The organism is Polaromonas sp. P1_G1 (assembly GCF_056405595.1).
In genome coordinates, this window is the sequence record NZ_JBFUBU010000011.1 from 95,426 (window position 1) to 121,367 (window position 25,942).

A 25,942-nucleotide genomic window follows, 5' to 3' on the forward strand; every position below is an offset into this window, starting at 1 on the left:
CTTTCGGAATTCACGGTGCTTCACCTTGGATTGGGTTCGTTCCATCGGGCCCACCAGGCCGCCTATCTTCAGCGGCTGATCGATGCGGGCGACACCCGTTGGTTAATAGTGGGCGCCAACATCCGGCCCGATATGGCCGAGGTGGTCGCGGCCCTGCAGGCACAGGGCGGGCGCTACACGCTGGAAACCGTATCGCCGGCCGGCGAGTACCGCTACGAACAGATCGAAGCCATCCGCGAAGTTCTTCCCTGGGAGTCCTCGCTGGCCGTGGTGATCTCGCGCGGCGCGGCGCCGTCCACGCGCATCGTTTCATTCACCGTGACCGAGGCCGGCTACTACCTCGACACCCAGGGCAAGCTGGACCTGTCTTTCAGCGATCTCGCGGTGGACCTTGAACGCGCACGCCGCGGCGAGGCCGCGGAAGAGGGCGGTGAGAGCGGCGAGGGGGTCACCATCTACGGCGCCGTCTGCGCGATCCTGCGCGCGCGCAAGGCAAGGCAGGGCGGTCCGGTAACCCTGCTCAACTGCGACAACCTGCGCCACAACGGCGACCGCTTCCGTGACGGGCTGCGCGAGTTCATCGAGCTAGCGGGCGATAGCGACCTGCTCTCGTGGGTCGGCGCAAACACCCTTTGCCCGAACGCGATGGTCGACCGCATCACGCCGCGCCCGCCGCCTGAGTTGCGCGCCCGCGTGAAGGTTGCCACGGGGCGCGACGATGCGGCGGCGGTCACGGGCGAGAGCTTCATCCAGTGGGTGATCGAAGACAATTTCGCGGCCGGGCGCCCCGACTGGGGCCGTGTGGGCGTGGAGCTGGTCGAATCGGTGCAACCCTATGAGGAAGCCAAGATCCGCATCCTCAATGCCACGCACAGCTGCATTGCCTGGGCCGGCACGCTGCTGGGGCTGGAGTTTATCCATGAGGGCACGCACCATGCGGCGATCCGGAAAATGGCCTTCGACTACGTGACCGACGACGTGATCCCCTGCCTGAGCCCAAGTCCAATCGACCTTGCGGCCTACCGGGACGTCGTCATCGACCGCTTCGGCAACCCCTCGATCCGCGACACCAACCAGCGCGTGGCGGCCGATGGTTTTTCGAAAATTCCGGGCTTTATTGCGCCCACGGTGCGCGAGCGGCTTGCCATGGGGAAGCCGATAGCCAGCGTCGCGATGCTGCCCGCCTTGTTCCTCGCCTTCCTGCAGCGCTGGCATCGTGGGGAACTGCCCTATGCCTACCAGGACCAGGGCATGGACGAGGCCGTGGCACACGCGATCTGCGGCGCTGCCGACCCGGTCATCGCGCTGTGCTCGGACGCCGGGCTGTGGGGATCCGCCGCGGGCGATGCACGGCTCATCGACGCCGTGCGTGGTGCGAGCGGGCGTGTGTCGGACTTTATGAAACTGGAGGCCAGGGCATGAGCGAACGTCTGAAAAACCGCCATGTGCTGCTGACCGGCGCCGGTGGCGGGATCGGCCTAGCGGTCGCCAAGGCCTGCATTGCCGAGGGCGCGCGCTGCAGCGTGGTTGACCGTGCGGCAACGGCGCCCGAGGCTGTGCGGGCGCTGCAGACGCGCCATCCGGACTGCATTGCCTACATCGCGGCGGATGTCACGGATGCCCAGGCGATTGCGCGCCTGCTTGCGGAGGCTCGGGCCGCTTTTGGTCCCATCCATACGCTGTTCAACAACGCGGCCGTGTTCGACCTCGCGCCTTTGCTCGACAGCGACGAGGATTCTTTCGACAGGCTGTTTGCCGTCAACGTGAAGGGCATGTTCTTCGTCATGCAGGCCGTGCTTCGCCACATGGTCGAAGCCGGCACGCAAGGTGCATCGGTCATCAACATGGCCTCACAAGCCGGCCGGCGCGGGGAGGCGCTGGTGTCGCACTACTGCGCGACCAAAGCCGCGGTCATCAGCTACACCCAGAGCGCCGCGCTGGCCATGGCGCCGCATGGGATTCGCGTCAACGGCATTGCCCCCGGTGTGGTCGATACGCCGATGTGGGACCATGTCGACAGCTTGTTCGCCAGGGCGGAAGGCCTGCCGCCGGGAGAAAAGAAGCGGCGCGTGGGTCTCGAAGTGCCGCTTGGCCGCATGGGTGTACCGGCCGACGTCGCGGGTGCGGCGGTATTCCTTGCCAGCGACGAGGCGCGCTACATCACGGCGCAGACTCTGAATGTCGATGGTGGTAACGTCATGAGCTGATTTTCCGGGCTTGACCGCGATGACTGACGACTTCCATTTGTATCTCGACAGCGCCGACCTGGCCGAACTGCAGGCCTGCCTCCCGCACCCGGTGGTCCACGGCGTGACAACCAATCCCACACTGCTGCGGCGCGCGGGTATAGGCCGTTCTGCCGTGCCCGGCCTGCTGGCGCGCTGCATCGACCTGGGCGCGCGGCAAGTGCAGGCGCAGGTGTATTCGAGCGAGGTCGACGGCATGCTTGAAGACGCGCAAGACTTGCTGCCGCACTTCGACCGCGGCCAGCTGGTCGTGAAGATTCCCGCCACCCGCCAGGGCCTTGATGCCGGCGCGCGGCTTATCGCGCAGGGTGTTCCCGTCACTTGGACGGCTGTCTACGCACCCGAGCAGGCGCACTTTGCCGCACAACTGGGCGCGGCGTATGCGGCACCCTACCTGGGGCGGCTCGAGGACGCCGGTGCCGATGGGCTGGCGCTGATCGCGCAGATGCAGGCGCTGGTGGCGCGGCGGCATTCGTCCGGCACCCGCCTGCTGGTGGCGAGCGTCCGCTCCCGTGGGGCATACCTTTCCTTGCTGGGGCTGGGTGTGGGGGCCATCACGATTCCGCCGCGCCTCTTCGCGGAATTGCTCGACCATCCCGCCACGCTGGCTGCCGAGCGCGGATTCCTGGCCGACGCCGGCGCCTTGCATTGACCGAGAATCCACCATGCGCATTGCAATCACGGGCGAAGCCCTTATCGATTTCACCGCCGGCGAGGCCGGCACGCTGGCCTTCCTGGGCCATGAAGGCGGCTCGCCGCTCAACACGGCCGTGGCCTGCGCCCGCCTCGGGGAGCCCACCGGTTTCCTTACACAGCTGTCGACCGACTTGTTCGGCGAACGATTGATGGGTTTTCTCGAACGCAACGGTGTGGACACCCGATTCATCCTGCGCAGCCATGCGCCGTCAACCCTGGCCTTCGTCGAGCGCACACCGCAGACCAACCGCTATGCCTTCTATACGCGCGGCAGCGCCGACGCGACCTGGGCGCCCGAGCCGCTGCCGCAGTTGCCGACGGACTGCCGCTTTCTCCACTTCGGCTCAATCGCACTCCTGCAGGAGCCTGCCGCCACGCGCATCACCGATCTGATGGTGGCCAATGCCGGGCGCCGTGTGATCGTGTTCGACCCCAACGTGCGTCCCAGCCTGATTTCCGACATGGCAGCCTACCGTGCGCGGGCCGTGGGCTGGTTTGCGATGGCGGACCTGGTCAAGCTCAGCGACGAAGACGCCGAACTGCTGGCGCCCGGCGTGCCTGCCGACGCGCTGGCGGCCGATTGCCTGCAAGCCGGCGCGCGCGCGGTGATCGTCACGCGCGGTGCCGGCGGCGCCACGCTCTGGCGCGCGGGGCACGAAGCGCTTGCCGTGGCGGCACCGAGCGTCAAGGTGATCGACACCATAGGCGCGGGCGACACTTTTACGGCCGGGCTCTCGGTTTCGCTGCTTGCGCATGGCGTCGAACGCCCGGCCCAGCTCGGCGAGCTGGGCGACGGCGCATGGCGCGAAGTGATGCGCTTCGCCGCCATGGCTGCCGCACTGAACTGCATCCGCGAAGGCGCCGATCCACCCACGCTGGAAGCCGTTCGCGCCGCGCTCCTGCGGGAGGACAATGAGGCCCTTGCCTCCCGGTCCTGATCCAGGCTGCCATGACCACGTCCGCATCCAGACGCGCTATACCCCGCCAGCGCCAGCCCGAGCTGGAACGCGACATCGCGCGCTCTCCCTTGCTGGGCTACGAGGCCCCTGAAACCGGCCTGGTGCGCTGTCTTGCGCACGGCTTCCCGAGTCCGCTGGTACGCTGGCATTTTCATGAAGAGTATGAACTGCACCTGATCACCGAGACCTCGGGCAAGGCCTTTGTCGGCGACTGGATAGGGCCGTTCCAGCCGGGCCATCTGGTGCTGTGCGGCCCGCGGCTGCCGCATAACTGGATTTCGCTCGACGTGCCCGAAGGCGGCGCCGCGGGACGCGACCGGGTGATCCAGTTCCATCACGAACCCATCGAACGCGCGGCGGCCGGGATTCCCGAGCTGCGCGAGGTGATGCAATTGCTCGAACGGGCACGCCACGGCATCGAATTCTTCGGTATGTCGCAACAGGCGCAAATGCACTGGGACAACATCAAGGCCGTGCGCGGGGCGCGCCGCCTAGGCCGATTTTTCGAGTTCATGGCCGACCTGGCGCAATGGACGGACTACCGGCTGCTGTCGAGCGTGCAGATGCAGGGGGCGCAGGGCGCCGATGGCGATGCACAGGTCGACCAGATCAACGGCATCGTCAACCGCATGACCGCCAACATGGCCGAGCCGATCTCGATGTCGGCCGTGGCGGCCGAACTCGGCATGAGTGAAAGCCGTTTCAGCCGCTTCTTCCAGCGTTCCACCGGCAACAGCTTTACCGACTTCGTCAACCGCGTGCGTATCAACAGCGCCTGCCACATGCTGATGCAGACCGACCACAAGGTCACCGACATCTGTTACCAGGTCGGGTTCAACAACGTGGCGAACTTCAACCGGCGTTTCCTGGAGATCAAGGGCATGACGCCCACCGAGTTCAGGCGCCAGGCCGACGGTCGATTCGGCCGGCCAGCCTGATTTTCGGGGTTTATCCCCGCTTCTCCGGCAGGCGTGGAATCAAAACTGGTAGCCCAGCTGCACCGTGAAGCAGTTGGGGTCCAGCCTCACGTCAATCGTCTGGCCGGTGCTCAGCGTCCCGCGCGTCTTGAGCAGGGTCTTGGTGTAGCTGCCTTCCACAAACCATTTCTCTGTGAGCTTGTAGACCCCCCCTATCTGAAAGGACGGGGCCAGCTTGGATTTGAAGGACACCCCGGTGGGCGGGCCGCCGGGGTTGGTCAGCGCGGTCAGCAGGGCGCTGCCCTTTTCCTTGTAAAACCGCACGTAGGACAGGCCGGCGCCCAGGTAGGGCCGGAAGCTGGCGTTGGCTTCGAAGAAGCGGTACTGGGCGATCAGCGTGACTGGCAAGGCCTTGGTTTCGGCCACCTTGCCGAAACCCGCGAGCACGCCGTCGCCGGTGACGTCATGCCGGAACCCCAGGCCCAGCGGCAGGTGCAGGTTCAGGTGGTCGGTGATCATGTAATTCACCGCACCTGTCAGCCGGGTATCGTTGCTGACGCCGACGCGCACATTCGGTATGTTGCCCGTGAGGGTGTCGCTGTCCACCGAGGGTTTGATGCGGGTGACGCCGGCCGAGAGGGACCAGGTGCCGGCCTGCTGCGCGAAAACGGGGAGGGTGAAAGCAGCAGCCATGAGGGCCGCGGCAATCAGGTGGGGTCTGGAAAGAGTCATGGGCTGGTGACCGTTGTGGCGTGTTGGAGGGTTCATCCAGTGGATCGATGCGTCTCATGGTAGCGGCAAGCGCCGGTAAGCGCTGCCTTCCGCTTGGTTTTAAGGCCGCTGGGTGAAGCGCAGACGCAACGCCATGGCCAATTGAAAACGTTCTTCGTACAAGGTTTGTACGGATGCGGGCAAAGTGGCTTGCACGCCCCAAATCGGCCGCTGCGCCGGCCCCCCGCCGGCCGCGGTAGCCTCGCAGGGCGGGCCGCATTATCATGCGGCAGGGAATTCACCCTGTTTACACCTTGTGAGGAGGATCACTGTCATGAATTTCGGCCAAGCCATTACCACCTGCTTTTCCAAATACGTCACTTTTACCGGCCGGGCATCGCGGCCGGAGTTCTGGTGGTTCTTCCTGTTCCAGATCATCGTCCTGATCGTCACCGGCATGATCAGCAACATCCTGTACGGCATCGCCGCGCTGGCGATGCTGCTGCCGGCCATCGCGGTGGGTGTGCGGCGCCTGCATGACATCGGCAAGACCGGCTGGCTGATGCTGATCGGCCTGATTCCGCTGGTCAACCTGCTGCTGCTGTACTGGTGCGTGCAGCCCTCGGAAGGCCCCAACCAGTATGACGAAGGCGCCGCACCCGCGGCACCCGCCGAGCAATAAAAAAAGGGCCGCGAAAGCGGCCCTTTTTGATGGAGCGAGAAGCTCAGGCAGGCATTACATGCCCATGTCGCCCATGCCGCCCATACCACCCATGCCGCCTGGCATGCCGCCGCCGGCGCCGGACTCTTCCTTCGGAGCCTCGGCAATCATGGCTTCGGTCGTCAGCATCAGGGATGCGACAGAGGCTGCGTTCTGCAGTGCGGTGCGGGTGACCTTCGTGGGATCCAGGATACCCATTTCGATCATGTCGCCGTAGGTGTCGTTGGCGGCGTTGAAGCCGTAGTTGCCCTTGCCGGCCAGCACGGCGTTCACAACGACGGAGGCTTCGCCACCTGCGTTGTAAACGATTTCGCGCAGGGGAGCTTCGATAGCGCGCAGCACCAGCTTGATACCGGCGTCCTGGTCAGGATTGTCGCCGGCGATCTTGCCTGCAGCCTGCTTGGCGCGCAGCAGMGCCACRCCRCCRCCRGCCACRATGCCTTCTTCCACRGCAGCGCGGGTAGCGTGCAGWGCRTCTTCAACGCGGGCCTTCTTTTCCTTCATTTCGACTTCGGTGGCTGCGCCGACCTTGATCACGGCAACACCGCCGGCCAGCTTGGCCACGCGTTCTTGCAGTTTTTCACGGTCGTAGTCGCTGGTCGCTTCTTCGATCTGGACGCGCACTTGCTTGACGCGAGCCTCGATGTCGGCAGCGGCGCCGGAACCGTCGATGATGATGGTGTTTTCCTTGCCCACTTCGATGCGCTTGGCCTGGCCGAGGTCGGCCAGCGTCACTTTTTCGAGCGACATGCCGACTTCTTCAGCGATGACCTTGCCGCCGGTCAGGCAGGCGATGTCTTCCAGCATGGCTTTGCGGCGGTCGCCGAAGCCGGGGGCCTTCACAGCCACAACCTTCAGGATGCCGCGCAGGGTGTTCACCACCAGCGTTGCCAGGGCTTCGCCCTCGACTTCTTCGGCAATGATCAGCAGCGGACGGCCGGCCTTGGCGACTTGCTCCAGGGTGGGCAGCAGGTCACGGATGTTGCTGATCTTCTTGTCGTAGAGCAGAACAAAGGGGTTGTCCAGCAGTGCGGACTGCTTTTCAGGATTGTTGATGAAGTAAGGGGAGAGGTAGCCGCGGTCGAACTGCATGCCTTCGACGACGTCGAGTTCGTTTTGCAGCGACTTGCCGTCTTCCACGGTGATCACGCCTTCTTTACCAACCTTGTCCATCGCGTCGGCAATGATCTTGCCGATGGATTCGTCGGAGTTGGCCGAGATCGAGCCGACCTGGGCGATTTCTTTCGACGTGGTGGTGGGCTTGGAAGCCTTCTTGAGCTCTTCGGTCAGGGCCAGTACRGCCTTGTCGATACCGCGCTTCAGGTCCATCGGGTTCATGCCGGCAGCCACGTACTTCATGCCTTCGCGGACGATGGCTTGTGCSAGAACGGTRGCGGTGGTGGTGCCGTCGCCAGCGTTGTCGGAGGTCTTGGAAGCGACTTCCTTGACCATCTGCGCGCCCATGTTCTGCAGCTTGTCCTTGAGTTCGATTTCCTTGGCGACGGACACACCGTCCTTGGTCACCGTGGGGGCGCCGAACGAGCGCTCCAGAACCACGTTACGGCCTTTGGGGCCCAGGGTTACCTTGACGGCGTTGGCCAGGATGTTCACACCCTCGACCATGCGTGCGCGGGCTTCGCCGCCGAAAATGACGTCTTTTGCTGCCATGATTAATTCTCCAGATTCAGTTAATTAAGGGTTGGACGCGGCGGGAGATTACTTCTCGACCACTGCGAACAGGTCTTCTTCTTTCATGACGARCAGTTCGTCGCCGTCGACCTTGACGGTCTGGCCGCTGTATTTGCCGAACAGCACGCGGTCGCCGACTTTCACGCCCACGGGGCTCAGTTCGCCCTTGTCGTTCTTCTTGCCTGGGCCAACGGCCAGCACTTCGCCTTGATCAGGCTTTTCAGCGGCGCTGTCAGGAATGACGATGCCGGAAGCGGTTTTGGTTTCGTTTTCCACGCGTTTGACGATCACGCGGTCGTGCAAAGGACGAAGTTTCATGAGAGCTCCTTGTTTGAGAACACTGGTTTTGGGAATCAAAAAGCACCCGGCTGGAAGTGGGTGCTTGTTAACTTTGGTGGATTGACTGGGCTTTGTTAGCACTCAATACCATCGAGTGCTAATCATAGGGGCAATTGGGCCCCATTTCAAGGCAAGGGCCGGAAAACCTGCTTTTTGGGGTGGCTGCGGGTGTTGCGGAGCGCCGTTGGGCTGAATTCCGTCAAAACCCGACCCAGCTGGCGATAGCGATATTCGTCAAACAGGACTGCGTGCCTTGCTGGGCGGGTGGCCGACGACACGCTTGAACGCCCGGCTGAAGGAGGCTTCGGAGTCGTAACCCAGCCGGTCGGCGGCCGTGGTGACACGCATTCCGTCCTGCGCGATCCAGTTGCGCGCCTGGAACATCCGGATGCGGGCGACGTACCGGGCAGGGCTCTCGCCCACCGACTCCTTGAAGGCCTGGGCAAAACGTGATCTTGATGCACCCATGATGTTCGCCAGCTCCGGCACGCTCCAATCCTGCTCCGGCGTCGCGTGGATGGCGGCCAGCACCTTGCCCACGCCGGGCGAGCGCAGCGCCGCGATCCAGCCTGTCGAGTTGCTGCAGGCGCATTCGACCCAGGCGCGGATGATGGTCGCGGCGAGCACATCGGCCATGCGGGCCAGGATGCCGCAGGCGCCCATGCGGTTGAGCGAGGCTTCACGCTCCATCGCCTCGAGCAGCATGGGCACGCCCGGGTCGCGCTGGGCCAGGTCGCCGGCGCGGATCACCCCCGGCATCATGGCCAGCAAGGGGTGCTGGGAGTCGAGGTTGAACTTCATGGTGCCGCAGAACATGACATGGGACGGTGCTTGCGCCGCGGACGCTCCGTCCCGCAACAGATAGATATCGTCCGCGACCCGTTCGCGGTCGAAGGTCGCGAGGGCCACCGGCGGAACCTCGGGTGAACTGGCCAGGGTGTGGGCCGTGCCGCGCGGCAGCAGCACCGCGTCCCCGGCCTTCAGTTCCACCCACCCGGACGGCTCCGTGTGCAGCCAGCAATCTCCGCTGCCGACGAAATGAAAACGCGCGGTGGCTTGCGCGGCAAAGGAAATCGCCCACGGCGCATGCATGAGGCAGCGGCCGTACTCGACGCCGTCCAGGCGCAGGCCCAGCAGGATCTGGGTGAGGGGATCGGGCCCCGCGGCGGGCAGGCCTGCGCCTTCGTGAGGGGGCTGAACGACGACGGGCGTGAAAGTTCTGGAGGAATCGTCAAGCATTTCGGCTCTTTCGCCATGGAAAAGCATCGATGCTAGGCCTAAGCTGGTCACCCTGTCCTCAACAAGGCTTCACATTTCATGTCCTCCAATTCCTCTTCTGCCAGCCTGGCTCCGCTGTCCACTAATGCAGGCCCTGCCAACGATTCATCCGGCGAGGCCGCCGCTCTCTGGCCGGCGGTCGCCTCACTTTCCCTCGGTGTGTTCGGCCTGGTCACGGCGGAATTCCTGCCGGCCAGCCTGCTCACCGCCATGGCGGCCGATCTCCATGTCACGGCGGGCGCCGCGGGCCAGGCCGTCACGGCCACCGCGCTCGTGGGGGCGGGGGGGGCGCACTTTGACCGCAAGCGGGTGCTGCTGACGCTCACCGCCCTGCTGCTCGTGTCCAACCTGCTGGCGGCGACGGCCGGCTCGCTCGCGGTGCTGCTGTTCGCGCGCGTGGTGCTCGGCGTCGCGCTCGGTGGCTTCTGGTCGATGGCGGCGGCGCTGGCCATGCGCCTGGTGCCGGAGCGGCTTTTCCCGCGCGCCATGTCACTGGTGTTGACCGGCGTCTCCATTGCCACCGTCTGCGCGGCGCCGGTCGGCGCCTGGATGGGCAGTTTGTGGGGATGGCGCAGCGCTTTTGTCGCGGCAGGTGTGGTCGGCGTGCTGGCTTTCCTGGTGCAACTGGCGGCGTTGCCGGCGCTGCCGCCACGCGACAAGGCCAGTTTGAAGGGCCTGCGCGACCTGCTCACGCGGGGGCCGGTGCGCATTGCGCTGCTGGCGGTGCTGCTGGTGATATCCGGCCACTTCGCGGGTTTCACCTACATCCGGCCCGTGCTCGAAGACGTGACGAAACTGTCTGTGGCGGCGATCTCCGCCGTGCTGCTGGGCTACGGCATCGGCGGCTTCTTCGGCAACTTTGCGGGTGGCTGGCTGGCGGGGCGCAGTGAACGCTACGCGATCGTCGCCGGCAGCGCGATGATCGCCCTGCTGGCGGCTGCGCTGCTCATCGGCGGCAGCTCCACCGTGGTCACCGCCGTGGCCGTGGCGCTCTGGGGCTTCGCGTTCGGCGCATTCCCGGTCGGCTTCCAGACCTGGATCGTGCGCGCCGCGCCCGACCAGGCGGAGGCCGCGGGCGGCCTGCTGGTGGCGGCCTTCCAGATCGCCATTGCCACGGGCGCCATCGCGGGCGGCCTCATCGTTGACTGGACAGGCGCGCTCGGCGCCCCTGCATTCGCCATGGTGGCGGTGGTGCTGGGCGGCCTGCTGGCATGGCGGCGCGGCCCCGGATCAGGCCGCGGCTGAATCGCGGAGGTGAACATGGCCAAGCCGAAACCAGACCCCGACACCAATCGGCGCATCACATTGGCGGCGCACCCGCGCGGCCTGCCTGTTGCGTCCGACTTCCATCTCGTGACCGAGCCCGTGCCGCGTCCGGGCGAAGGCCAGGTATTGCTGCGAACGCAGTTCCTTTCGCTGGATCCGTACATGCGCAACCTGATGGACAGCATCGGGCCCGGGTACGCGCCCCCCGTTCCGCTTGGCGGCACCATGCCGGGCGGCACCGTCAGCCGCATCGTGGAGTCCAGGCATCCCCAATACCGCGCGGGTGATCTCGTGCTCGCCAACGCCGGCTGGCAGGACTATTCCGTCAGCGATGGGAGCGACCTGCTGGCGATAGGTGAGATGGCCCGTCCATCCCTGGCGCTGGGCGCGCTCGGGATGCCGGGCTTCACGGCGCACGTCGGCCTGCTGGACATCGGCCAGCCCAAGGCCGGCGAAACCGTGGTGGTCGCGGCGGCCACCGGCGCGGTGGGCGCCATGGTCGGCCAGATCGCGAAACTCAAGGGTGCTCGTGTCGTCGGTATCGCCGGCGGTGAGGACAAGTGCCGGCAGGCTGTCGACGACCTGGGCTTTGATGCCTGCATCGACAGGCACGGGCCCTTATTTGGAGAGCAGCTTGCCGCCGCATGCCCGGCGGGCATTGACGTGTACTTTGAGAACGTCGGCGGTGAGGTGTTGTCGGCAGTCCTTCCCCTGCTCAATATCGGCGCACGCATGCCGGTGTGCGGTTTTGTCGCGCATTACAACGACTCGGCAGGCCCAGCCGGCGCCAACCAGTTGCCGCAGTTCCTGGCCGCCATTCTGCAGAAGCGGGTACGGGTGCAGGGCTTCATCATCCTTGACCACTATGGCGCGCGCTTTGACGTGTTCCGCAGTGAAATGGACGAATGGGTTGGCAGTGGACAGGTCAAAGCAGTGGAGCATGTTGTGGACGGCCTTCTGGAAGCGCCCGCCGCCCTGGCAGACCTGTTACAGGGCCGGCACTCCGGCAAGGTCGTTGTGCGCCTGGAGGCCTAGCTGCGGAGGCGGCGGATTGCGGTGGAAAAGAGCGCCGCGAAAATGAAGGGCTGGTGCCAGCCGAATCGAGCTTGTCCTACACGGAATTCCTCTCCCGCTGACGACTTGTTACCCCCTCCGCCCCTAAAGTCGAAATTCATCCACTCCGGGCCCCATGGGCAGCAAGATGTTTCTAGACAGTTTTCCACGCGAGGAAGCACAGGACAGCCGCGGCTTGCGCCCGGCGCGCGAAGCGGCGGCCGAACCAGCCAGGTCCCGCCATCCCTGGCCCTTTCCGGTGTCCGGCAAGCAGATCGGCGTGCCTGCGGCACCGGCGCGACCGCAAGCCGGCCCGTCAGGATCCGTCCCGGCCGGCAGCAGTTTTGTCACCTGATGGATTCCATGGAATCCGCCGCCTTTGTGCCCGGGAGAGGGACATGAACACCAGATCCAGTCCGGACAGTCCGGAGCCGGGAAACCGGCGGACCGGCGGCACAAAGACCCCTGCGGGCCCGCCCCGCAAGAAGGCTTCGGATGAATTCGGCAAGGAGGGCACCAACAAAACCCTTCCCCAGCCCAAGGCCGACGGCGAACCGTCCGAAGAATTGGGCAACACCCCGCATATCGGAAAGACGCCTTACACGCGCGGGTGAGTCTCCAGAATGGCGGTTTGGTGCGCTGACTTGCGCAGCACCGTCAGGGGCAGCGTGGCCGCGATGGTCGTGCCCTGGGTGGCGTTGATGTCAAGGCGCCCCCCCGAGGCCTCCACCCGGTGGCGCATGCCCTGCAGGCCATGGCTTGAGGCCTGGACGGCCTGCGGATCGAACCCCCGGCCGTCATCGTGGACCGTCACCACGATGTAGTCCTTGTAGCTCAGCAGGTTGATGTCCACGTTCTGCGCCTGCGCATAGCGGGCGATGTTGGTCAGCGCTTCCTGCACGAGCCGGTAAACCGTCAGCTGGATGGTTTCGTCCAGCGCCGCGGGCTCAAGGTTGGTGGCGATGCTCAGGCCCGAACGCTGGGCGAATTCGCGCGTCAGGATTTCCAGGGCCGGCACCAGCCCGAGATTGGACAGCGAGGAGGGGCGCAGGTCTTCAATGATGCGCCGCTTCAGGGCGATGCCGCTGTTGAGCGTTTCGATCAGGTGCTCGATGCGCGCGGGCAGGTCGCCGTTGTCGCCGGACAGCTTGGCCTTGATGCGCGCGACATCGAGCTTGGCCGCCGTGAGCAGGGCGCCGAGCTCGTCGTGCAGTTCGCGCGCCAGGTGGCCTCTTTCCTCTTCCCGGATCTGTTGCAGGTGGGTGGCCAGTTCGGCCAGCCGGCTGGTGCGTTCCCTGACCTGGACGTCCAGCAGGTCGCGCTCGGCCTGCAATGCCAGCTGCTGGCGCTGCCCGGCCTGGTCCAGGGCGGCTGTCTGGCGCAAATACAGCCAGAAGGCGATAAAAGCAACGCTTGCCACCAGGGTGATGCCAATGCGCGTCAACAGCAGTGAGTGCCGGACTTCCGTGTAGCCGTTGGCGGTCTCCTGGTTGGTCTCGGTGACCAGCCGGCCGGCGCCGTTGCGGATGATGTCCATTTGTTCCTTGCCCACCTCCGTGGTCAGGACAAAGCGCCAGGCGTCGTCCTTGCCCTCGTTCTTCATGCGGATGGACAGGTCCATTTCGGCCAGCTTGCGCTGCACCGTCCGCCCCAGCGTCGACAGYGTGTCGACCTGGTCCTTGCGCATGGCGAGCAGTTCGCGCAGCTGGTCCTGCGTCTGGCTGATGTCCGCGATGGCGGCCTTGTAGGGCTCCAGGTACATGGTGTCGCCGGTCAGCAGGTAGCCGCGCTGCCCGGTTTCCGCGTCGAGCACATCGCGCAGCAGCCGCTGCACATGGCTGCGCGCGACGTGGGCCTTGGCCACCTCGTCCATCGCCTCCATGGATCGGAGGTACGACAGCTCGCTGATGCCGATCAGCGTGAGCACGGCGACCAGGGCGCAGGCGATGTTGACGGCCATTTTGTGGGGAGTGCTTCGCATGGGAGCTTTCGTGGAAGTTCTCGAAATGGCGCCGCTGGCCGGCGCAATCTGTCCAAAATTGTAGGGGCCGGCCTCCCCGGCAGGGCATGAAAAAAGCCACCCGAAGGTGGCTTTATGTTGCCGGTGTTTGGCAGGCGGCGGCGTAGGACGCCGCGCCTTGGTATCGGGCTTGTTGCGTGGAGCTTACAGGCCGGCTGCAGCCTTGAGGGCTGCAGCTTTATCGGTTTTTAGCTTCGGCACCGGGCCTTCGGCCCTTAACTTCGCGATGCGAAGTTAGCCTGCGCTGAAAGCCAGACAAACTCGCTTCGCTCGGGGCCTTACAGGCCCGCAGCCGCGCGAAGCGCAGCTGCCTTGTCCGTCTTTTGGTCTACGTTCACATTCGCGTTGCGAATATGAACTCCGCCCGCATACCGATACCGCGCGATGCGCGGCGGCCTTACAGGCCGGCTGCAGCCCGGAGGGCAGCAGCTTTATCGGTACGCTCCCACGTAAATTCCGGTTCGTCGCGGCCGAAGTGGCCGTAGGCTGCCGTCTTTTCGTAGATGGGACGCAGCAAGTCCAGCATCTGGATGATGCCCTTGGGGCGCAGGTCGAAGTGCTCGTTGACCAGGGCCGAAAGTTTTTCGTCGGAGATCACGCCGGTGCCTTCGGTGTAGACCGTGACGTTCATGGGCTTGGCCACGCCGATGGCGTAAGCCACCTGGATCTGGCACTGGCGGGCCAGGCCGGCTGCCACGATGTTCTTGGCGACGTAGCGGGCGGCGTAAGCGGCCGAGCGGTCCACCTTGCTGGGGTCCTTGCCGCTGAAAGCGCCGCCGCCGTGCGGGCAGGCGCCGCCGTAGGTGTCGACGATGATCTTGCGGCCAGTCAGGCCGCAGTCGCCCTGCGGGCCGCCGATGACGAAGCGGCCGGTCGGGTTGATCAGGTAGCGGGTGTCCTTGGTGATCATGCCTTTTGGCAGCACCGGCTTGATGATCTCTTCAATGATGGCTTCGTTGAAGGAGGCCTTCATCTTGTGCGCGGTTTCGCTCTGGTCGGGGCTGTGCTGGGTGGACAGCACCACGGTGTCTATGCTGTGCGGCTTGCCGTCCACGTAGCGCATGGTGACCTGGCTTTTCGCGTCGGGGCGCAGGAAAGGCAGGCGGCCGTCCTTGCGCAGCTGGGCCTGGCGCTCGACGAGGCGGTGCGCGTAATAAATCGGCGCGGGCATCAGCTCGGGGGTTTCATCGCAGGCGTAGCCGAACATCAGGCCCTGGTCGCCGGCGCCGATGTTCAGGTGGTCGTCGCTGGCGTGGTCCACGCCCTGGGCGATGTCGTTGGACTGCTTGTCGTAGCAGACCATGACGGCGCAGCCTTTGTAGTCGATGCCGTATTCGGTGTTGTCGTAGCCGATGCGCTTGATGGTGTCGCGCGCGACCTGGATGTAGTCGACATGCGCGTTGGTGGTGATCTCGCCGGCCAGCACGACCAGGCCGGTGTTGGTCAGGGTTTCGGCTGCGACGCGGCTGCGCGGGTCCTGTTTGAAAATCGCGTCGAGGATCGCGTCGGAAATCTGGTCGGCAACCTTGTCGGGATGGCCCTCGGAGACGGATTCGGAAGTAAAGAGAAAATCGTTCGCCATTGCGTACACTCCATAAAGTTTGTCGGCGCGTTGCCGGCTGGAATGCTTCGGCGAACGCTTTAGCAGTTTGGTTTAATGTCGCCCTGCAAGTTGTTCAGTAACTCAGCGACAGCCTTCATTATAAGACAGCCTGTTTTGGGCCGGATTGGCCCTTCAATACCCCTTTTTTCCGCTCAATGCCCTGGTTGTTCCGATTCTTCGCCCTCTGGCCGCTGGCCGCCCTGCATGCGCTTGGCGCTGCGCTGGGCTGGCTGGTCTGGGCCGCGAGCCCGCGCTACCGTGCGCAGTTCCGGGCCCATGTGGCGCAGGCCGGCCTGCCGTTTGAGCTGGCCCGTCCGGCGATCGCCGAAGCCGGGCGTTTTATCGCCGAGCTGCCCAAGCTGTGGATGCGGCCGGCCACGGAGTCCTGCCTGGGCAATGTGCGGGTGGAAGGCCAGGCCAACGCGGAGCAGGCATTCGCCCAGGGCCGCGGCGTGATTTTTTTCGGCCCGCATTGCGGCAGTTTCGAGCTGGGCCCGCAGGCGCTGGCCGAACTCTACGGGCCCATCACCGCCATCTACCGGCCCGCGCGCAAGGCCTGGCTGGCGCGCCTGGAGCGCCTCGCGCGCGACCGCGCCAACCTCACCGTCGTACCGGCATCGTTGAGCGGAATCCGCCTGATGCACAAAACCCTCAAGGCCAACCAGGCCGTGGCGTTGCTGACCGACCAGGTGCCGCCCGAGGGGCTGGGCGTCTGGGCGCCGTTCTTCGGCAAGCCGGCCTACACCATGACCCTGGCGGCGCGGCTGGCGCTGCAAAGCGGTGCGGTGCTGCTGCCGGTGAGTTGCGAGCGCCTGCCGCGCGGCCGGGGTTATTTCCTCAAGATATGGCCGGCGGTCGAAGGCGTTCAGCCGGACGATTCCGGCAAGCCCCGCGCCGAGCTGCTGCAGGCCGTGACGCAGATCAACCGCGCCATTGAAGCCATCGTACTGAGCCAGCCCGGCCAATACCTGTGGGGTTATGCGCGCTACAAGACACCACGCAAGGAAGCACCGCTTTGAAGACTGCCCGACAGATGGCCGGCCGGCTGGTAACCCGCGGCGGCATCCTCTTTATGCAGCTGCTGGCCCTGGTGCCGCTCTCGTGGACACGCGGCCTGGGCACGCTGCTCGGCTGGGTGCTGTACGCCGTGGTGGGTGCGCGCCGGCGCGTGGTGGACAGCAACCTGGCCCTGTGCTTCCCGGCACTTTCCGCGGACGAGCGGCGCCGGCTGAACGTGCAGACCTTCATCTATTTCGCCCAGGCCTGGCTGGACCGTGSCTGGCTGTGGCATGCGCCCAAGGCCTGGGTGCAGCGGCGCGTGAACCTCACGGGGGCGCTGGAAGAACTGGCGGGCAACGCGCCCACGGTGATTTTTTTGCCGCATTTTGTGGGGCTTGACGCGGCGTGGACCGCCGTGGCGCTGCAGATGCCCCGGCCCTCCACCACGATTTACACCGACCAGTCCAACAAACTGGTGGACCGCTGGATACTGCGCGGCCGCCGGCGCTTCGGCAATTTACGCCTGTTCGGCCGCGCGGCCGGCGTCAAGCCCATCGTGGCGGCGCTGCGCGAAGGCCAGCCGTTGTATTTGTTGCCCGACATGGATTTCGGTCCCGACGATTCGGTGTTTGTGCCTTTTTTCGGCGTGCCGACCGCCACCGTGCCTTCCCTGTCGCGCTTCGCCAAACTGGGCCGCGCCAAGGTGTTGCCGCTGCTGCCACGCATCACCCCCACCGGCTACGAGGTGCAGGTGCTGCCGGCCTGGACGGACTTCCCCTCCGAAGATCCGGTGRCCGACACTGCGCTGATGAACGCGCGGCTGCGCGACTACATCGAGGCCATGCCGGCGCAGTACTACTGGGTGCACAAGCGTTTCAAGACCCGGCCTGAAGGCGATCCTTCTCTGTATTGAGTTGGAGCGGCCTCGCGGCCTTCAGCGCAAAAAATCCCGCAGGTACGCCGCCACCAGCGCCGGCTGCTCATGGACGATCCAGTGGGTCGCGCCCTCAATGCGCTTCAGGTCCATGCGCGGCACATAGTCCTGCAAGCCGTCCAGCAAGGCCGGCGGCAGGGCGATGTCGTCCATAGCCCAAAGCACCAGCGTGGGCAGGTGGACTTCCAGCATCTCGCGCGGAATCGTCACGGCCGCCGCGGCAGGGTCGTTGTGCGGTGGGCCGGGCCGGGGCGGTCGTAGCGGCGAGGCGCGGTAGTAGTTGCAGGGCCCGGTCAGGCCTTGGCGCCAGATGGCACGGTATTGGTCCCGCAGCGCATTGGTCAGCCAGGCGTGCGGGCCGTCGGCCGCGCCCATGTGCGTGAAAAATTCCCAGAGGCGGCGAAAGTCGTCCTCGGCCAGCAGCGCCTCGGCGTCGGGACGGATCAGGAAGTTCATATAAGCGCTGGCGGCCTGCTGCACCGGCGACTGCTGCAGCTCGCGCAAAAAAGTGCCGGGATGCGGCGAGTTGATGATGGCCAGCTTCTTCATCAAGGCCGGCTGGCCGGCCGCGAGGTTCCAGGCAACGGCTCCGCCCCAGTCATGCGCAACCAGGCATTCAAGCTGCCCGCCTTCCAGGGCTATCAGCGCGGCGATGTCCTGCACCAGGTGTTTGGGCCGGTAGGCGGCGGCGTCCGCGGGCGCACTGGACTGCTCGAAGCCGCGCAGGTTGGGCGCGACGCAGCGAAAGCCGCCGTTTTCAGGGCGGGCGAAGTGTTCGAGCAGGCCGTCCCAGACAAAGGCGGCTTCCGGGAAACCGTGCAGGAACATCAGCACGGGCCGGCCTCTGGCGCCGCTGGCGCGGCAGGACAGGGTGATGCCGTGCGGCAGGGCCTGCAAACTGGTTTCAATCATGGCGTTGCGCTTTGCTTCCTGTTGAAGGCTGAAAGCGCCGCCCGGCCTTAATCGTTGATTTCGGGCACGTCTTCAGCCGCGGCCCTGGCGGCCTTGGCCGGCTTTTCAGGCGGGTGCGCCCAGTCCCACAAATGCTGGGCGACTTCTTCGACACCGCGGCGCTTCAGCGAAGAAAAGAGTTTGACGTCTCCGCCGCCGGCCTGCAGTCGCACAATGGACAGCGCCTTGGCCGCTTCGGTCTTGTTGAGCTTGTCGGATTTGGTCAGCAGCACCAGGAATTTCAGGCCTTCTTCGACGCGCGGCCGGATCACGTCGAGCAGGATTTCATCGAGCTCAGTCAGGCCCAGGCGAGGGTCGCACAGCAGCACCACGGCCTTGAGGTTGTCGCGTGTCTGCAAATAATTGCCCATGACCTGCTGCCAGCGGTATTTGGCTTCCTTGGGCACGGCCGCATAGCCGTAGCCCGGCAGGTCGGCCAGCACCGCGTCGGTCACGCCCTGCTTGCCCAGGCTGAAAAGGTTGATGCTTTGCGTGCGGCCCGGCGTCTTGGAGGCAAACGCCAGCCTGTGCTGCTGCGTCAGGGTGTTGATGCAGGTGGATTTACCGGCATTGGAGCGGCCCACGAAGGCGATTTCCGGCACGTCGACGCGAGGCAGGTGCTTGAGTTCGGGCGCGGTGGTCAGGAACTTGGCCGTGTGCAGCCAGCCCATGGCGATCTTGGGATCGGGGGTGCCGGGTGCGACTGGGGGCGTTTTAGGCGGGGAAGCGGAAGTCATGGTCGGGCGGTCCCTGAAGGTCGGTTGCATGCCGGCGGCATGCGTTGAAAGGGGCCAGCGCCCCTGTGGGCGGGGCTTGGGAGGCCGTGCACCGGCAGGGAGCCCCTGGCGGATTGCCGCGGCAAGACCCGAATAATCGGGGGTGCCCTGAAGCCATTGTAAAATCAGAAAGTTATAAGTTTTGTGCGCCAACCAATTAAAACCCCCGATATGAAGCTGTTCGTTACTTCCCTCCTGGCCGCTTTGCTGGCCGTGCCCGCCGTGTCGTCGTTTGCCGCCGGCGAAGCCGCCCCCGCGCACGATGCCGCCCCGGCTGCCGCAGCGGCCCCGGCCAAGGTTGCCAAGCCTGACCTGGTCAAGGGCGGGGCCAGCTTTGCTGCCGTGTGCGCCAGCTGCCACGGCGACGACGGCAATTCGGGCACSCCCGCCWACCCCAAGCTGGCGCAGCARCACCCCGAATACCTGGTCAAGCARYTGCARGAGTTCAARTCCGRCAAGCGCAAGAACCCCATCATGCAAGGCTTCGCCTCGGCGCTGTCTGACGACGACATGAAAAACATCGCCTACTGGGCCACCTCGAAAAAAGCCAAGACCGGCTTTGCCAAGGACAAGGAACTGGTCGCCCTCGGTGAGCGCATTTACCGCGGCGGCGTGCAGGATCGCCAGATCGCCGCTTGCGCGGGCTGCCACAGCCCGACCGGCGCCGGCATTCCTTCCCAATACCCGCGCCTGGGCGGCCAGCATGCCGACTACACCGTGACGCAGCTGACCGCTTTCCGCGACGGCGGCCGCAAGAACAGCGTTCCCATGACCCAAGTGGCCGCCAAGCTGAACGACCGCGAAATCCGCGCCCTGGCCGACTACATCGCCGGCCTGCGCTGAGGCGAGGCCTGCCGCAGGGCGGGCTTTTTGCCGAAAAAATACACGCAGCGCGACTGCCGTATTGAACCCAAGCCGCTAAAACCAATCACACCAAAGGCGGGTCTTTCTGATGAAAGCCCGCCTTTTTCTTTTTTCTCTCTTGCCGGCTGCCGCCAGCCCGATCCGGTTCCATTTAAAGCATGACAGTTTCCACCCAGGGTATGAAGGTCAATTGGGGCTCCCGCAGCTTGCGGGCGTCGGTGGAACTGCTGTCGTCCATGCGGTTCTCCATCTCGCTGCTGACCGTGATCTGCATCGCGTCCATCATCGGTACGGTGCTCAAGCAGGCGGAGCCGCTGGGTAACTACGTGAACCAGTTCGGCCCGTTCTGGGCCCAGGCCTTCAGCCTGCTGAGCCTCAACACCGTCTACAGCGCCTGGTGGTTTTTGCTGATCCTGGCCTTCCTGGTCATTTCCACCTCGCTGTGCATCGCGCGCAATGCGCCCAAAATCCTGGTGGACCTGAACCAGCTCAAGGAAAACGTCCGCGAGCAAGGCCTCAAGGCCTTCGGCCACCGCGCCGAGGCCGCGCTGGCCGAAGCGCCCGAAGCCGCCGCGCGCCGCATCGGCCAGACGCTGGTGCAAAGCGGCTGGAGGGTCAAGCTGCAGCAGCGCCGCACGCCCGAAGGCGATGGCTGGATGGTGGCCGCCAAGAAGGGTGCGGCCAACAAGCTGGGCTACATCGCGGCGCACAGCGCCATCGTGCTGGTGTGCGTGGGCGGCCTGCTGGACGGCGACATGATCGTGCGCGGCCAGATGTGGCTCAACGGCAAATCCATCTACACCGGCGGCGGCCTGATCGCCGACGTGCCGGCGCAGTACCGCCTGAGCGACAGCAACCCGACCTTCCGCGCCAACCTGCTGGTGGCCGAAGGCACGCAGTCCAGCACCGCCATCCTGAACCAGCCCGGCGGCGTGCTGCTGCAGGAGCTGCCGTTTTCCATCGAACTGAAAAAATTCATCGTCGAGTACTACTCGACCGGCATGCCCAAGCTGTTYGCCARYGACATCATSATCCACGACAAGGAAACCGGCGAAAAAATCCCGGCGCGCGTGGAGGTCAACCACCCGGCCCGCCACAAGGGCGTCGAGATCTACCAGTCCAGCTTCGACGACGGCGGCTCCAGCGTCACGCTCAAGGCCATTCCGATGGCGGCGGCCACCAAGCCCTTTGAAATCCAGGGCACCATAGGCGGCACCAGCAGCCTGACCAACGGGCAGGGCGACAGCGCCGAAAAACTAACGCTCGAATACACCGCGCTGCGCGTCATCAACGTCGAAAACTTCGCCTCGGGCGGCAGCATGGGCGGCTCGGGCGCCGACGTGCGCAAGGTCGACCTGCACCAGGCCATCGATTCGCGCCTGGGTGCGGCCAACAAGACGGTCACGCAAAAAGAGCTGCGCAACGTCGGGCCCAGCGTGAGCTACAAGCTGCGCGATTCCGCCGGCCAGGCCCGCGAGTTCCACAACTACATGCTGCCGGTCAAGACCGACCCCGGCGAAAACAGCCCCGCGGTCTACCTGATGGGCGTGCGTGAAACCCCTTCGGCCCCTTTCCAGTACCTGCGCATTCCAGTCGATGCCGAAGGCGGCATGGAAACCTTTTTGCGCCTGCGCGCAGCGCTGGCCAACCCGGCCCAGCGCGAGCTGGCCGTCAAGCGCTACGCCAGCCAGGCCATAGGCCGCGAACGGCCCGAACTGGCGCAACAACTGGCGGCCTCGGCTTCGCGCGCGCTGGCGTTGTTTGCGGGCGGCGGCCCCGATGCGGCTGGCGGGAAGACCGCCGGCCTGCAGGCAATTTCCGATTTCATGGAAGCCAACGTGCCCGAGGCCGAGCGCAACCGCGCCGGCGAGGTGCTGGTCCGCATCCTCAACGGCGCGCTGTTCGAGCTGGCCCAGATGACACGCGAGCAGGCCGGGCTCAAGCCCATGGCGCAGGACGAAAAAACCCTGGCCTTCATGTCGCAGATGGTGCTGAGCCTGTCGGACGCCCATTTCTATCCGGCGCCCATGGCCTTTGAACTCAAGGATTTCACCCAGGTCCAGGCCAGCGTGTTCCAGGTGGCGCGCGCGCCGGGCAAAACCATCGTGTACCTGGGCTGCGCCTTCCTGATCCTGGGCGTGTTCGCAATGCTGTATGTGCGCGAGCGCCGCGTCTGGGTCTGGCTGGCGCCGCGCGGCGCAGGTAGCGACCAGGCAAAGGATCACAATGTTGTGGATTCAGTGCCAGAATCGGCCTCAAGCAGCCAGGCCACCATGGCCTTGTCCACCAATCGCAAGACCCTGGATGGCGACAAGGAGTTCGAGATGTTGAAAACGAAACTGTTGCAGGCGCCTTTATGGCCTTTATGAATACCTCCACCATCAACACCACGGCGGTGAACACTACCACGCTGAAGGCCGGCGGCGGCGACAGCACGCTCAGCCTCAACGAAGGCTATTTCGCCCGGCGCAATGTGCTGGACTGGGTGTTCGCCGCGCTGGTCGCCGGCGGCTTTCTCTACGCCTTCGCGCGCTACGGCGCTTTCATGGACGTCTATGAAAAAGGCATCCTGCTGGCGGCTATTCCCGCGGCCATCGCGATGGGCTGGTTCTGGCGGCCGCTGCGCGTGCTGATGGTGGTGGTGAGCGTCTTTGCGCTGCTGGGCATCGCCTCCTACCAGGGCGACCTGGCGCGGGCTGAGCAGGTGTTCTGGCTCAAGTATTTCCTGTCCAGCCAGTCGGCCATTTTGTGGATGAGCGTGCTGTTCTTCATGAGCACGATTTTTTACTGGCTGGGCATGTTCGCCAAAGGCCAGAGCGGCACGCTGGAGTCGCTGGGCTCCAAAATCGCCTGGGTCGCCGTCGGCATGGCCTTGGTCGGCACGCTGGTGCGCTGGTACGAGAGCTACCTGATCGGCGCCGACGTCGGCCACATTCCCGTGAGCAACCTGTACGAAGTGTTCGTGCTGTTCTGCTGGATGACGGCGGCCTTCTACCTCTACTTTGAATCGCAGTACAACACCCGCGCGCTGGGCGCTTTTGTGATGCTGGTGGTCAGCGCCGCGGTCGGCTTTTTGCTCTGGTACACCGTGGTGCGCGAAGCCCATGAAATCCAGCCGCTGGTGCCCGCCCTCAAAAGCTGGTGGATGAAGCTGCACGTGCCGGCCAACTTCATCGGCTACGGCATGTTCTCGCTGGCCGCCATGGTGTCGCTGTCTTACCTGATCAAGCAGCAGGCCGATGAAAAGCGCTGGCATCAGCTCACGCCGCTGTGGCTGCTGGGTGTGGTGCTGTGTTTTGTGCCCATYGTGTTTCGCAGCAAATCGCCGGCTGAAGTGGGCGGCAGCTACTACTGGGTCGGTTACCTCGCGGTATCGGGGCTGATCGCCGCCGGCATCCTGCTGGGCCGCAAACGCATCGCGGCGCGCCTGCCCAGCTTCGAGGTGCTGGACGACGTGATGTACAAGGCGATTGCCGTCGGTTTCGCTTTCTTCACCATCGCCACCGTGCTGGGCGCCCTGTGGGCCGCCGAGGCCTGGGGTGGCTACTGGAGCTGGGACCCSAARGAGACCTGGGCGCTGATCGTCTGGCTCAATTACGCGGCCTGGCTGCACATGCGGCTCATGAAAGGCCTGCGCGGAACGGTCGCCGCCTGGTGGGCCCTGGTGGGGCTGGCGGTCACTTCGTTTGCCTTCCTGGGCGTCAACATGTTCCTTTCGGGCTTGCACAGCTACGGAACCTTGTAGCCGGCGGGGAGTCTTTGTAAGAACCTGTTTACGCTCTAAGCGGGGCCGCGCAAGCCCCTTCTCGGGATGGGATGCAAGGCGCGGTGCGACGCCCATAGTTCACCTATGGGCTAGCGCCGCAACGCCGCAGACCGCCCGAGAAGGCGCTTGCCCTCCGGGTTGGGATGAAATCGGGCGATTGAGCCATCCGAGCCCTTGCATGGGCATTAGCCCATGCGGCGTTCCCGGTCGGTCCACTCATCCCGATTGCACCCCAACGCGGCACCGCTTAGAGCGTAAACAGGTTCTACCCTGGCTGAATCCGTGTAAGAAACTGCCGCGTATTCAGACTAAGCCATAACGGATTTTTTCAAGGACGCTCCCATGCTCATCAAGACCCACGCCAGCGGTTTCGACCACACTGTTCCCAGCGAGATCACGCCACAGGGCATTTACCAGGGCCGTCGCGACCTGATCAAGCTGATGGCCACGGGCGCCGCGGGCACGGCCATGGCGAGCTGGGCGGGGCGCCAGGCCATGGCGCAGACGGTGCAAAAGCCCGGCAAGCTGGCAGCCCTGACCGGCGGTAAATCGGCGGTGGCCGGCGCCACGACCATGGAAAAGGTCACCGACTACAAAGACGCCTCCACTTACAACAACTACTACGAGTTCGGCACCGACAAGGCCGACCCCGCCAAGAATGCCCACACGCTGGTGACCAAACCCTGGTCGGTGGCCGTTGAAGGCCTGGTCAAGCAGCCCAAAACTTTCACGCTGGAAGACCTGATCAAGCTTGCACCGCAGGAAGAACGCATTTACCGCCTGCGCTGCGTCGAAGGCTGGTCCATGGTGATTCCCTGGGTCGGTTATTCGCTGTCCGAGCTCATCAAAAAGGTCGAGCCACTGGGCAACGCCAAGTATGTCGAGTTCATCACCCTGGCCGATCCTAAGACCATGCCCTTCGTCGGCTCGCGCGTGCTGGACTGGCCTTATGTGGAAGCCCTGCGCATGGACGAAGCCATGCATCCGCTGGCGCTGCTGGCCTTCGGCATGTACGGCGAAGTGCTGCCCAACCAGAACGGCGCGCCCGTGCGCATGGTGCTGCCCTGGAAGTACGGTTTCAAGAGCGGCAAGAGCATCGTCAAGATCCGCTTCACCGACAAGGAACCGCGCACGGCCTGGAACAAGGCTGCGGCGCAGGAGTACGGGTTTTATTCCAACGTGAACCCGAACGTGGACCACCCGCGCTGGAGCCAGGCCACCGAACGCCGCATCGGCGAAGACGGCCTGTTCGCCAAAAAACGCAAGACCCTGATGTTCAATGGCTATGAAGCCCAGGTAGGCCAGCTCTACGCGGGCATGGACCTCAAGAAGAACTTCTGATGAATATGGCCCCCACGCTTGTCGCTTCGCGTACTGCGCTGCCCCCCGAGGGGGCCGCTGCGCCTGCGGCCCGGCAAAGCCGGTTCCCCGGCCCCTGCTGGTATATGTCTCATACCGCCCTGGCGCGGCCCGGCGGCGGATGGCTGTGATGGCGGCAACGCAGAAGTGGCTGTTGCACCCCGCGGCCAAGCCGGTGTTGTTCATCGCTTGCCTGCTGCCCTTCACCTGGCTGTTCTACGGCGCTTTCAGCAACCAACTGGGCGCCAACCCGGCCGAAGCGCTGATACGCGCCACAGGCGACTGGACGCTGCGTTTCATCTGCATCGTGCTGGCGGTCACGCCGCTCAGGGTCATTAGCGGCGTGGCGGCGCTGGCGCGTTTTCGGCGCATGCTGGGGCTGTTTGCGTATTTTTATGTCGTCATCCACCTGCTGAGCTACAGCTGGTTCGACATGGGCTTTGACTTTGCCGACATCGCCAGGGACATCGCCAAGCGGCCTTTCATCCTGGTGGGGTTTTCCGCCTTTGTGCTGTTGACGCCGCTGGCGGCCACGTCTTTCAACGCCGCGATCAAGGCCATGGGTGCAAAACGTTGGCAGTGGCTGCACAAGCTGGTCTACCTGATCGCCGGCCTGGGGCTTCTGCATTTTTTCTGGATGCGCGCCGGCAAGAACAACTTTGCCGAGGTGTTTGTCTACGCGGCGATCATCGCGGTGCTATTGGGCTGGCGCGTGCAGCAGTACTTCAAGAAAAAGAAACCGCAGCCCGCCTACGGCGTGCGCGGCAAGCTGTCCTAGCGGCAGGCAGCGCGGGG

The 25,942-nt window shown here is 64.8% G+C and carries 25 protein-coding genes; 17 read left to right on the forward strand and 8 right to left on the reverse strand.

Annotation, left to right across the window (positions count from 1 at the left end; all coding sequences use genetic code 11):
• Nucleotides 1–15: 15 nt before the first annotated feature.
• Genes dalD through AC1D1Y_RS07365 form a run of 5 tightly spaced genes read left to right on the forward strand, consistent with a single transcriptional unit; the run spans nt 16 to nt 4,839 of the window.
• Complete coding sequence (dalD, locus tag AC1D1Y_RS07345; RefSeq protein WP_477681845.1) at nt 16–1,422, forward strand: D-arabinitol 4-dehydrogenase; 1,407 nt, start codon at nt 16–18, stop codon at nt 1,420–1,422.
• Nucleotides 1,419–2,207 carry an L-iditol 2-dehydrogenase gene (locus AC1D1Y_RS07350; protein WP_477681764.1) on the forward strand — a complete coding sequence of 263 codons (789 nt, stop codon included), beginning with the start codon at nt 1,419–1,421 and terminating at the stop codon, nt 2,205–2,207. The genes dalD and AC1D1Y_RS07350 overlap by 4 nt, the downstream gene beginning before the upstream one ends.
• 19 nt (nt 2,208–2,226) lie before the next feature.
• Nucleotides 2,227–2,898: a transaldolase family protein gene (locus AC1D1Y_RS07355; protein WP_477681846.1), complete on the forward strand. Its 672-nt coding sequence runs from the start codon at nt 2,227–2,229 to the stop codon at nt 2,896–2,898.
• A gap of 13 nt (nt 2,899–2,911) precedes the next feature.
• Entirely contained in the window at nt 2,912–3,880 is a 969-nt protein-coding gene (locus tag AC1D1Y_RS07360) for a carbohydrate kinase family protein (protein WP_477681765.1), read from the forward strand.
• Between the two features lie 11 nt (nt 3,881–3,891).
• Nucleotides 3,892–4,839 carry an AraC family transcriptional regulator gene (locus AC1D1Y_RS07365; protein ID WP_477681766.1) on the forward strand — a complete coding sequence of 316 codons (948 nt, stop codon included), beginning with the start codon at nt 3,892–3,894 and terminating at the stop codon, nt 4,837–4,839.
• Nucleotides 4,840–4,878: 39 nt separating this feature from the next.
• Here AC1D1Y_RS07365 and AC1D1Y_RS07370 read toward each other — a convergent pair whose 3' ends face one another.
• Nucleotides 4,879–5,550 carry an OmpW/AlkL family protein gene (locus tag AC1D1Y_RS07370; protein WP_477681767.1) on the reverse strand — a complete coding sequence of 224 codons (672 nt, stop codon included), beginning with the start codon at nt 5,548–5,550 and terminating at the stop codon, nt 4,879–4,881.
• Between the two features lie 313 nt (nt 5,551–5,863).
• Here AC1D1Y_RS07370 and AC1D1Y_RS07375 point away from each other — a divergent pair, with 313 nt between their 5' ends.
• Entirely contained in the window at nt 5,864–6,211 is a 348-nt protein-coding gene (locus AC1D1Y_RS07375) for a DUF805 domain-containing protein (RefSeq protein ID WP_436157523.1), read from the forward strand.
• Between the two features lie 54 nt (nt 6,212–6,265).
• On the opposite strand, the gene groL is transcribed toward AC1D1Y_RS07375, so the two are convergent.
• The 3 genes from groL to AC1D1Y_RS07390 form a co-directional block, all read right to left on the reverse strand.
• Nucleotides 6,266–7,918 carry a chaperonin GroEL gene (gene groL / locus AC1D1Y_RS07380; RefSeq protein ID WP_411877453.1) on the reverse strand — a complete coding sequence of 551 codons (1,653 nt, stop codon included), beginning with the start codon at nt 7,916–7,918 and terminating at the stop codon, nt 6,266–6,268.
• A gap of 48 nt (nt 7,919–7,966) precedes the next feature.
• Nucleotides 7,967–8,257 (reverse strand): co-chaperone GroES, encoded by a 291-nt coding sequence (locus tag AC1D1Y_RS07385; RefSeq protein WP_477681768.1) that lies wholly within the window; start codon nt 8,255–8,257, stop codon nt 7,967–7,969.
• 255 nt (nt 8,258–8,512) lie between these two features.
• Nucleotides 8,513–9,517 carry an AraC family transcriptional regulator gene (locus AC1D1Y_RS07390; protein ID WP_477681769.1) on the reverse strand — a complete coding sequence of 335 codons (1,005 nt, stop codon included), beginning with the start codon at nt 9,515–9,517 and terminating at the stop codon, nt 8,513–8,515.
• 78 nt (nt 9,518–9,595) lie between these two features.
• On the opposite strand from AC1D1Y_RS07390, the gene AC1D1Y_RS07395 reads away from it, so the two are divergent.
• From AC1D1Y_RS07395 to AC1D1Y_RS07405, 3 genes are all read left to right on the forward strand, one after another.
• On the forward strand, nt 9,596–10,801 hold the full coding sequence (locus AC1D1Y_RS07395) for an MFS transporter (protein ID WP_477681770.1): 1,206 nt from the start codon (nt 9,596–9,598) through the stop codon (nt 10,799–10,801).
• 15 nt (nt 10,802–10,816) lie between these two features.
• Nucleotides 10,817–11,857: an NADP-dependent oxidoreductase gene (locus tag AC1D1Y_RS07400; RefSeq protein WP_477681771.1), complete on the forward strand. Its 1,041-nt coding sequence runs from the start codon at nt 10,817–10,819 to the stop codon at nt 11,855–11,857.
• Nucleotides 11,858–12,273: 416 nt separating this feature from the next.
• Nucleotides 12,274–12,489 carry a hypothetical protein gene (locus tag AC1D1Y_RS07405; protein WP_477681772.1) on the forward strand — a complete coding sequence of 72 codons (216 nt, stop codon included), beginning with the start codon at nt 12,274–12,276 and terminating at the stop codon, nt 12,487–12,489.
• Here the strand turns inward: AC1D1Y_RS07405 and AC1D1Y_RS07410 are convergent.
• Together AC1D1Y_RS07410 and metK are read right to left on the reverse strand one after the other, a co-directional pair.
• Nucleotides 12,474–13,856 carry a sensor histidine kinase gene (locus tag AC1D1Y_RS07410; protein WP_477681773.1) on the reverse strand — a complete coding sequence of 461 codons (1,383 nt, stop codon included), beginning with the start codon at nt 13,854–13,856 and terminating at the stop codon, nt 12,474–12,476. The genes AC1D1Y_RS07405 and AC1D1Y_RS07410 overlap by 16 nt on opposite strands.
• Nucleotides 13,857–14,292: 436 nt before the next feature.
• Complete coding sequence (gene metK, locus AC1D1Y_RS07415; RefSeq protein ID WP_477652407.1) at nt 14,293–15,477, reverse strand: methionine adenosyltransferase; 1,185 nt, start codon at nt 15,475–15,477, stop codon at nt 14,293–14,295.
• 176 nt (nt 15,478–15,653) lie between these two features.
• Here metK and AC1D1Y_RS07420 point away from each other — a divergent pair, with 176 nt between their 5' ends.
• Both AC1D1Y_RS07420 and AC1D1Y_RS07425 read left to right on the forward strand, forming a co-directional pair.
• Nucleotides 15,654–16,517, forward strand: a complete 864-nt coding sequence (locus AC1D1Y_RS07420; protein WP_477681774.1) for a lysophospholipid acyltransferase family protein — start codon at nt 15,654–15,656, stop codon at nt 16,515–16,517.
• Nucleotides 16,514–17,410: a lysophospholipid acyltransferase family protein gene (locus AC1D1Y_RS07425; protein ID WP_477681775.1), complete on the forward strand. Its 897-nt coding sequence runs from the start codon at nt 16,514–16,516 to the stop codon at nt 17,408–17,410. Before AC1D1Y_RS07420 ends, AC1D1Y_RS07425 begins: the two co-directional genes overlap by 4 nt.
• Nucleotides 17,411–17,431: 21 nt before the next feature.
• On the opposite strand, the gene AC1D1Y_RS07430 is transcribed toward AC1D1Y_RS07425, so the two are convergent.
• Both AC1D1Y_RS07430 and yihA read right to left on the reverse strand, forming a co-directional pair.
• The gene (locus AC1D1Y_RS07430; RefSeq protein ID WP_477681776.1) at nt 17,432–18,343 is read right to left on the reverse strand and encodes an alpha/beta fold hydrolase; all 912 of its coding nucleotides are present in this window, start codon (nt 18,341–18,343) and stop codon (nt 17,432–17,434) included.
• Between the two features lie 47 nt (nt 18,344–18,390).
• Entirely contained in the window at nt 18,391–19,119 is a 729-nt protein-coding gene (gene yihA, locus AC1D1Y_RS07435) for a ribosome biogenesis GTP-binding protein YihA/YsxC (protein ID WP_477681777.1), read from the reverse strand.
• Nucleotides 19,120–19,329: 210 nt separating this feature from the next.
• Here yihA and AC1D1Y_RS07440 point away from each other — a divergent pair, with 210 nt between their 5' ends.
• From AC1D1Y_RS07440 to AC1D1Y_RS07465, 6 genes are all read left to right on the forward strand, one after another.
• A complete protein-coding gene (locus tag AC1D1Y_RS07440; RefSeq protein WP_477681778.1) occupies nt 19,330–20,001 on the forward strand; it encodes a c-type cytochrome in 672 nt (223 codons plus the stop codon).
• 27 nt (nt 20,002–20,028) lie between these two features.
• Nucleotides 20,029–20,184, forward strand: coding sequence for a hypothetical protein (locus AC1D1Y_RS07445; protein ID WP_477681779.1), 156 nt, complete (start codon nt 20,029–20,031; stop codon nt 20,182–20,184).
• On the forward strand, nt 20,181–22,391 hold the full coding sequence (locus AC1D1Y_RS07450) for a cytochrome c biogenesis protein ResB (protein ID WP_477681780.1): 2,211 nt from the start codon (nt 20,181–20,183) through the stop codon (nt 22,389–22,391). Before AC1D1Y_RS07445 ends, AC1D1Y_RS07450 begins: the two co-directional genes overlap by 4 nt.
• Entirely contained in the window at nt 22,388–23,767 is a 1,380-nt protein-coding gene (ccsB, locus tag AC1D1Y_RS07455; RefSeq protein WP_477681781.1) for a c-type cytochrome biogenesis protein CcsB, read from the forward strand. The genes AC1D1Y_RS07450 and ccsB overlap by 4 nt, the downstream gene beginning before the upstream one ends.
• A 363-nt stretch (nt 23,768–24,130) precedes the next feature.
• Nucleotides 24,131–25,129 carry a protein-methionine-sulfoxide reductase catalytic subunit MsrP gene (gene msrP, locus AC1D1Y_RS07460; RefSeq protein ID WP_477681782.1) on the forward strand — a complete coding sequence of 333 codons (999 nt, stop codon included), beginning with the start codon at nt 24,131–24,133 and terminating at the stop codon, nt 25,127–25,129.
• Between the two features lie 148 nt (nt 25,130–25,277).
• Nucleotides 25,278–25,925, forward strand: a complete 648-nt coding sequence (locus AC1D1Y_RS07465) for a protein-methionine-sulfoxide reductase heme-binding subunit MsrQ (RefSeq protein ID WP_477681783.1) — start codon at nt 25,278–25,280, stop codon at nt 25,923–25,925.
• Nucleotides 25,926–25,942 lie beyond the last annotated feature (17 nt).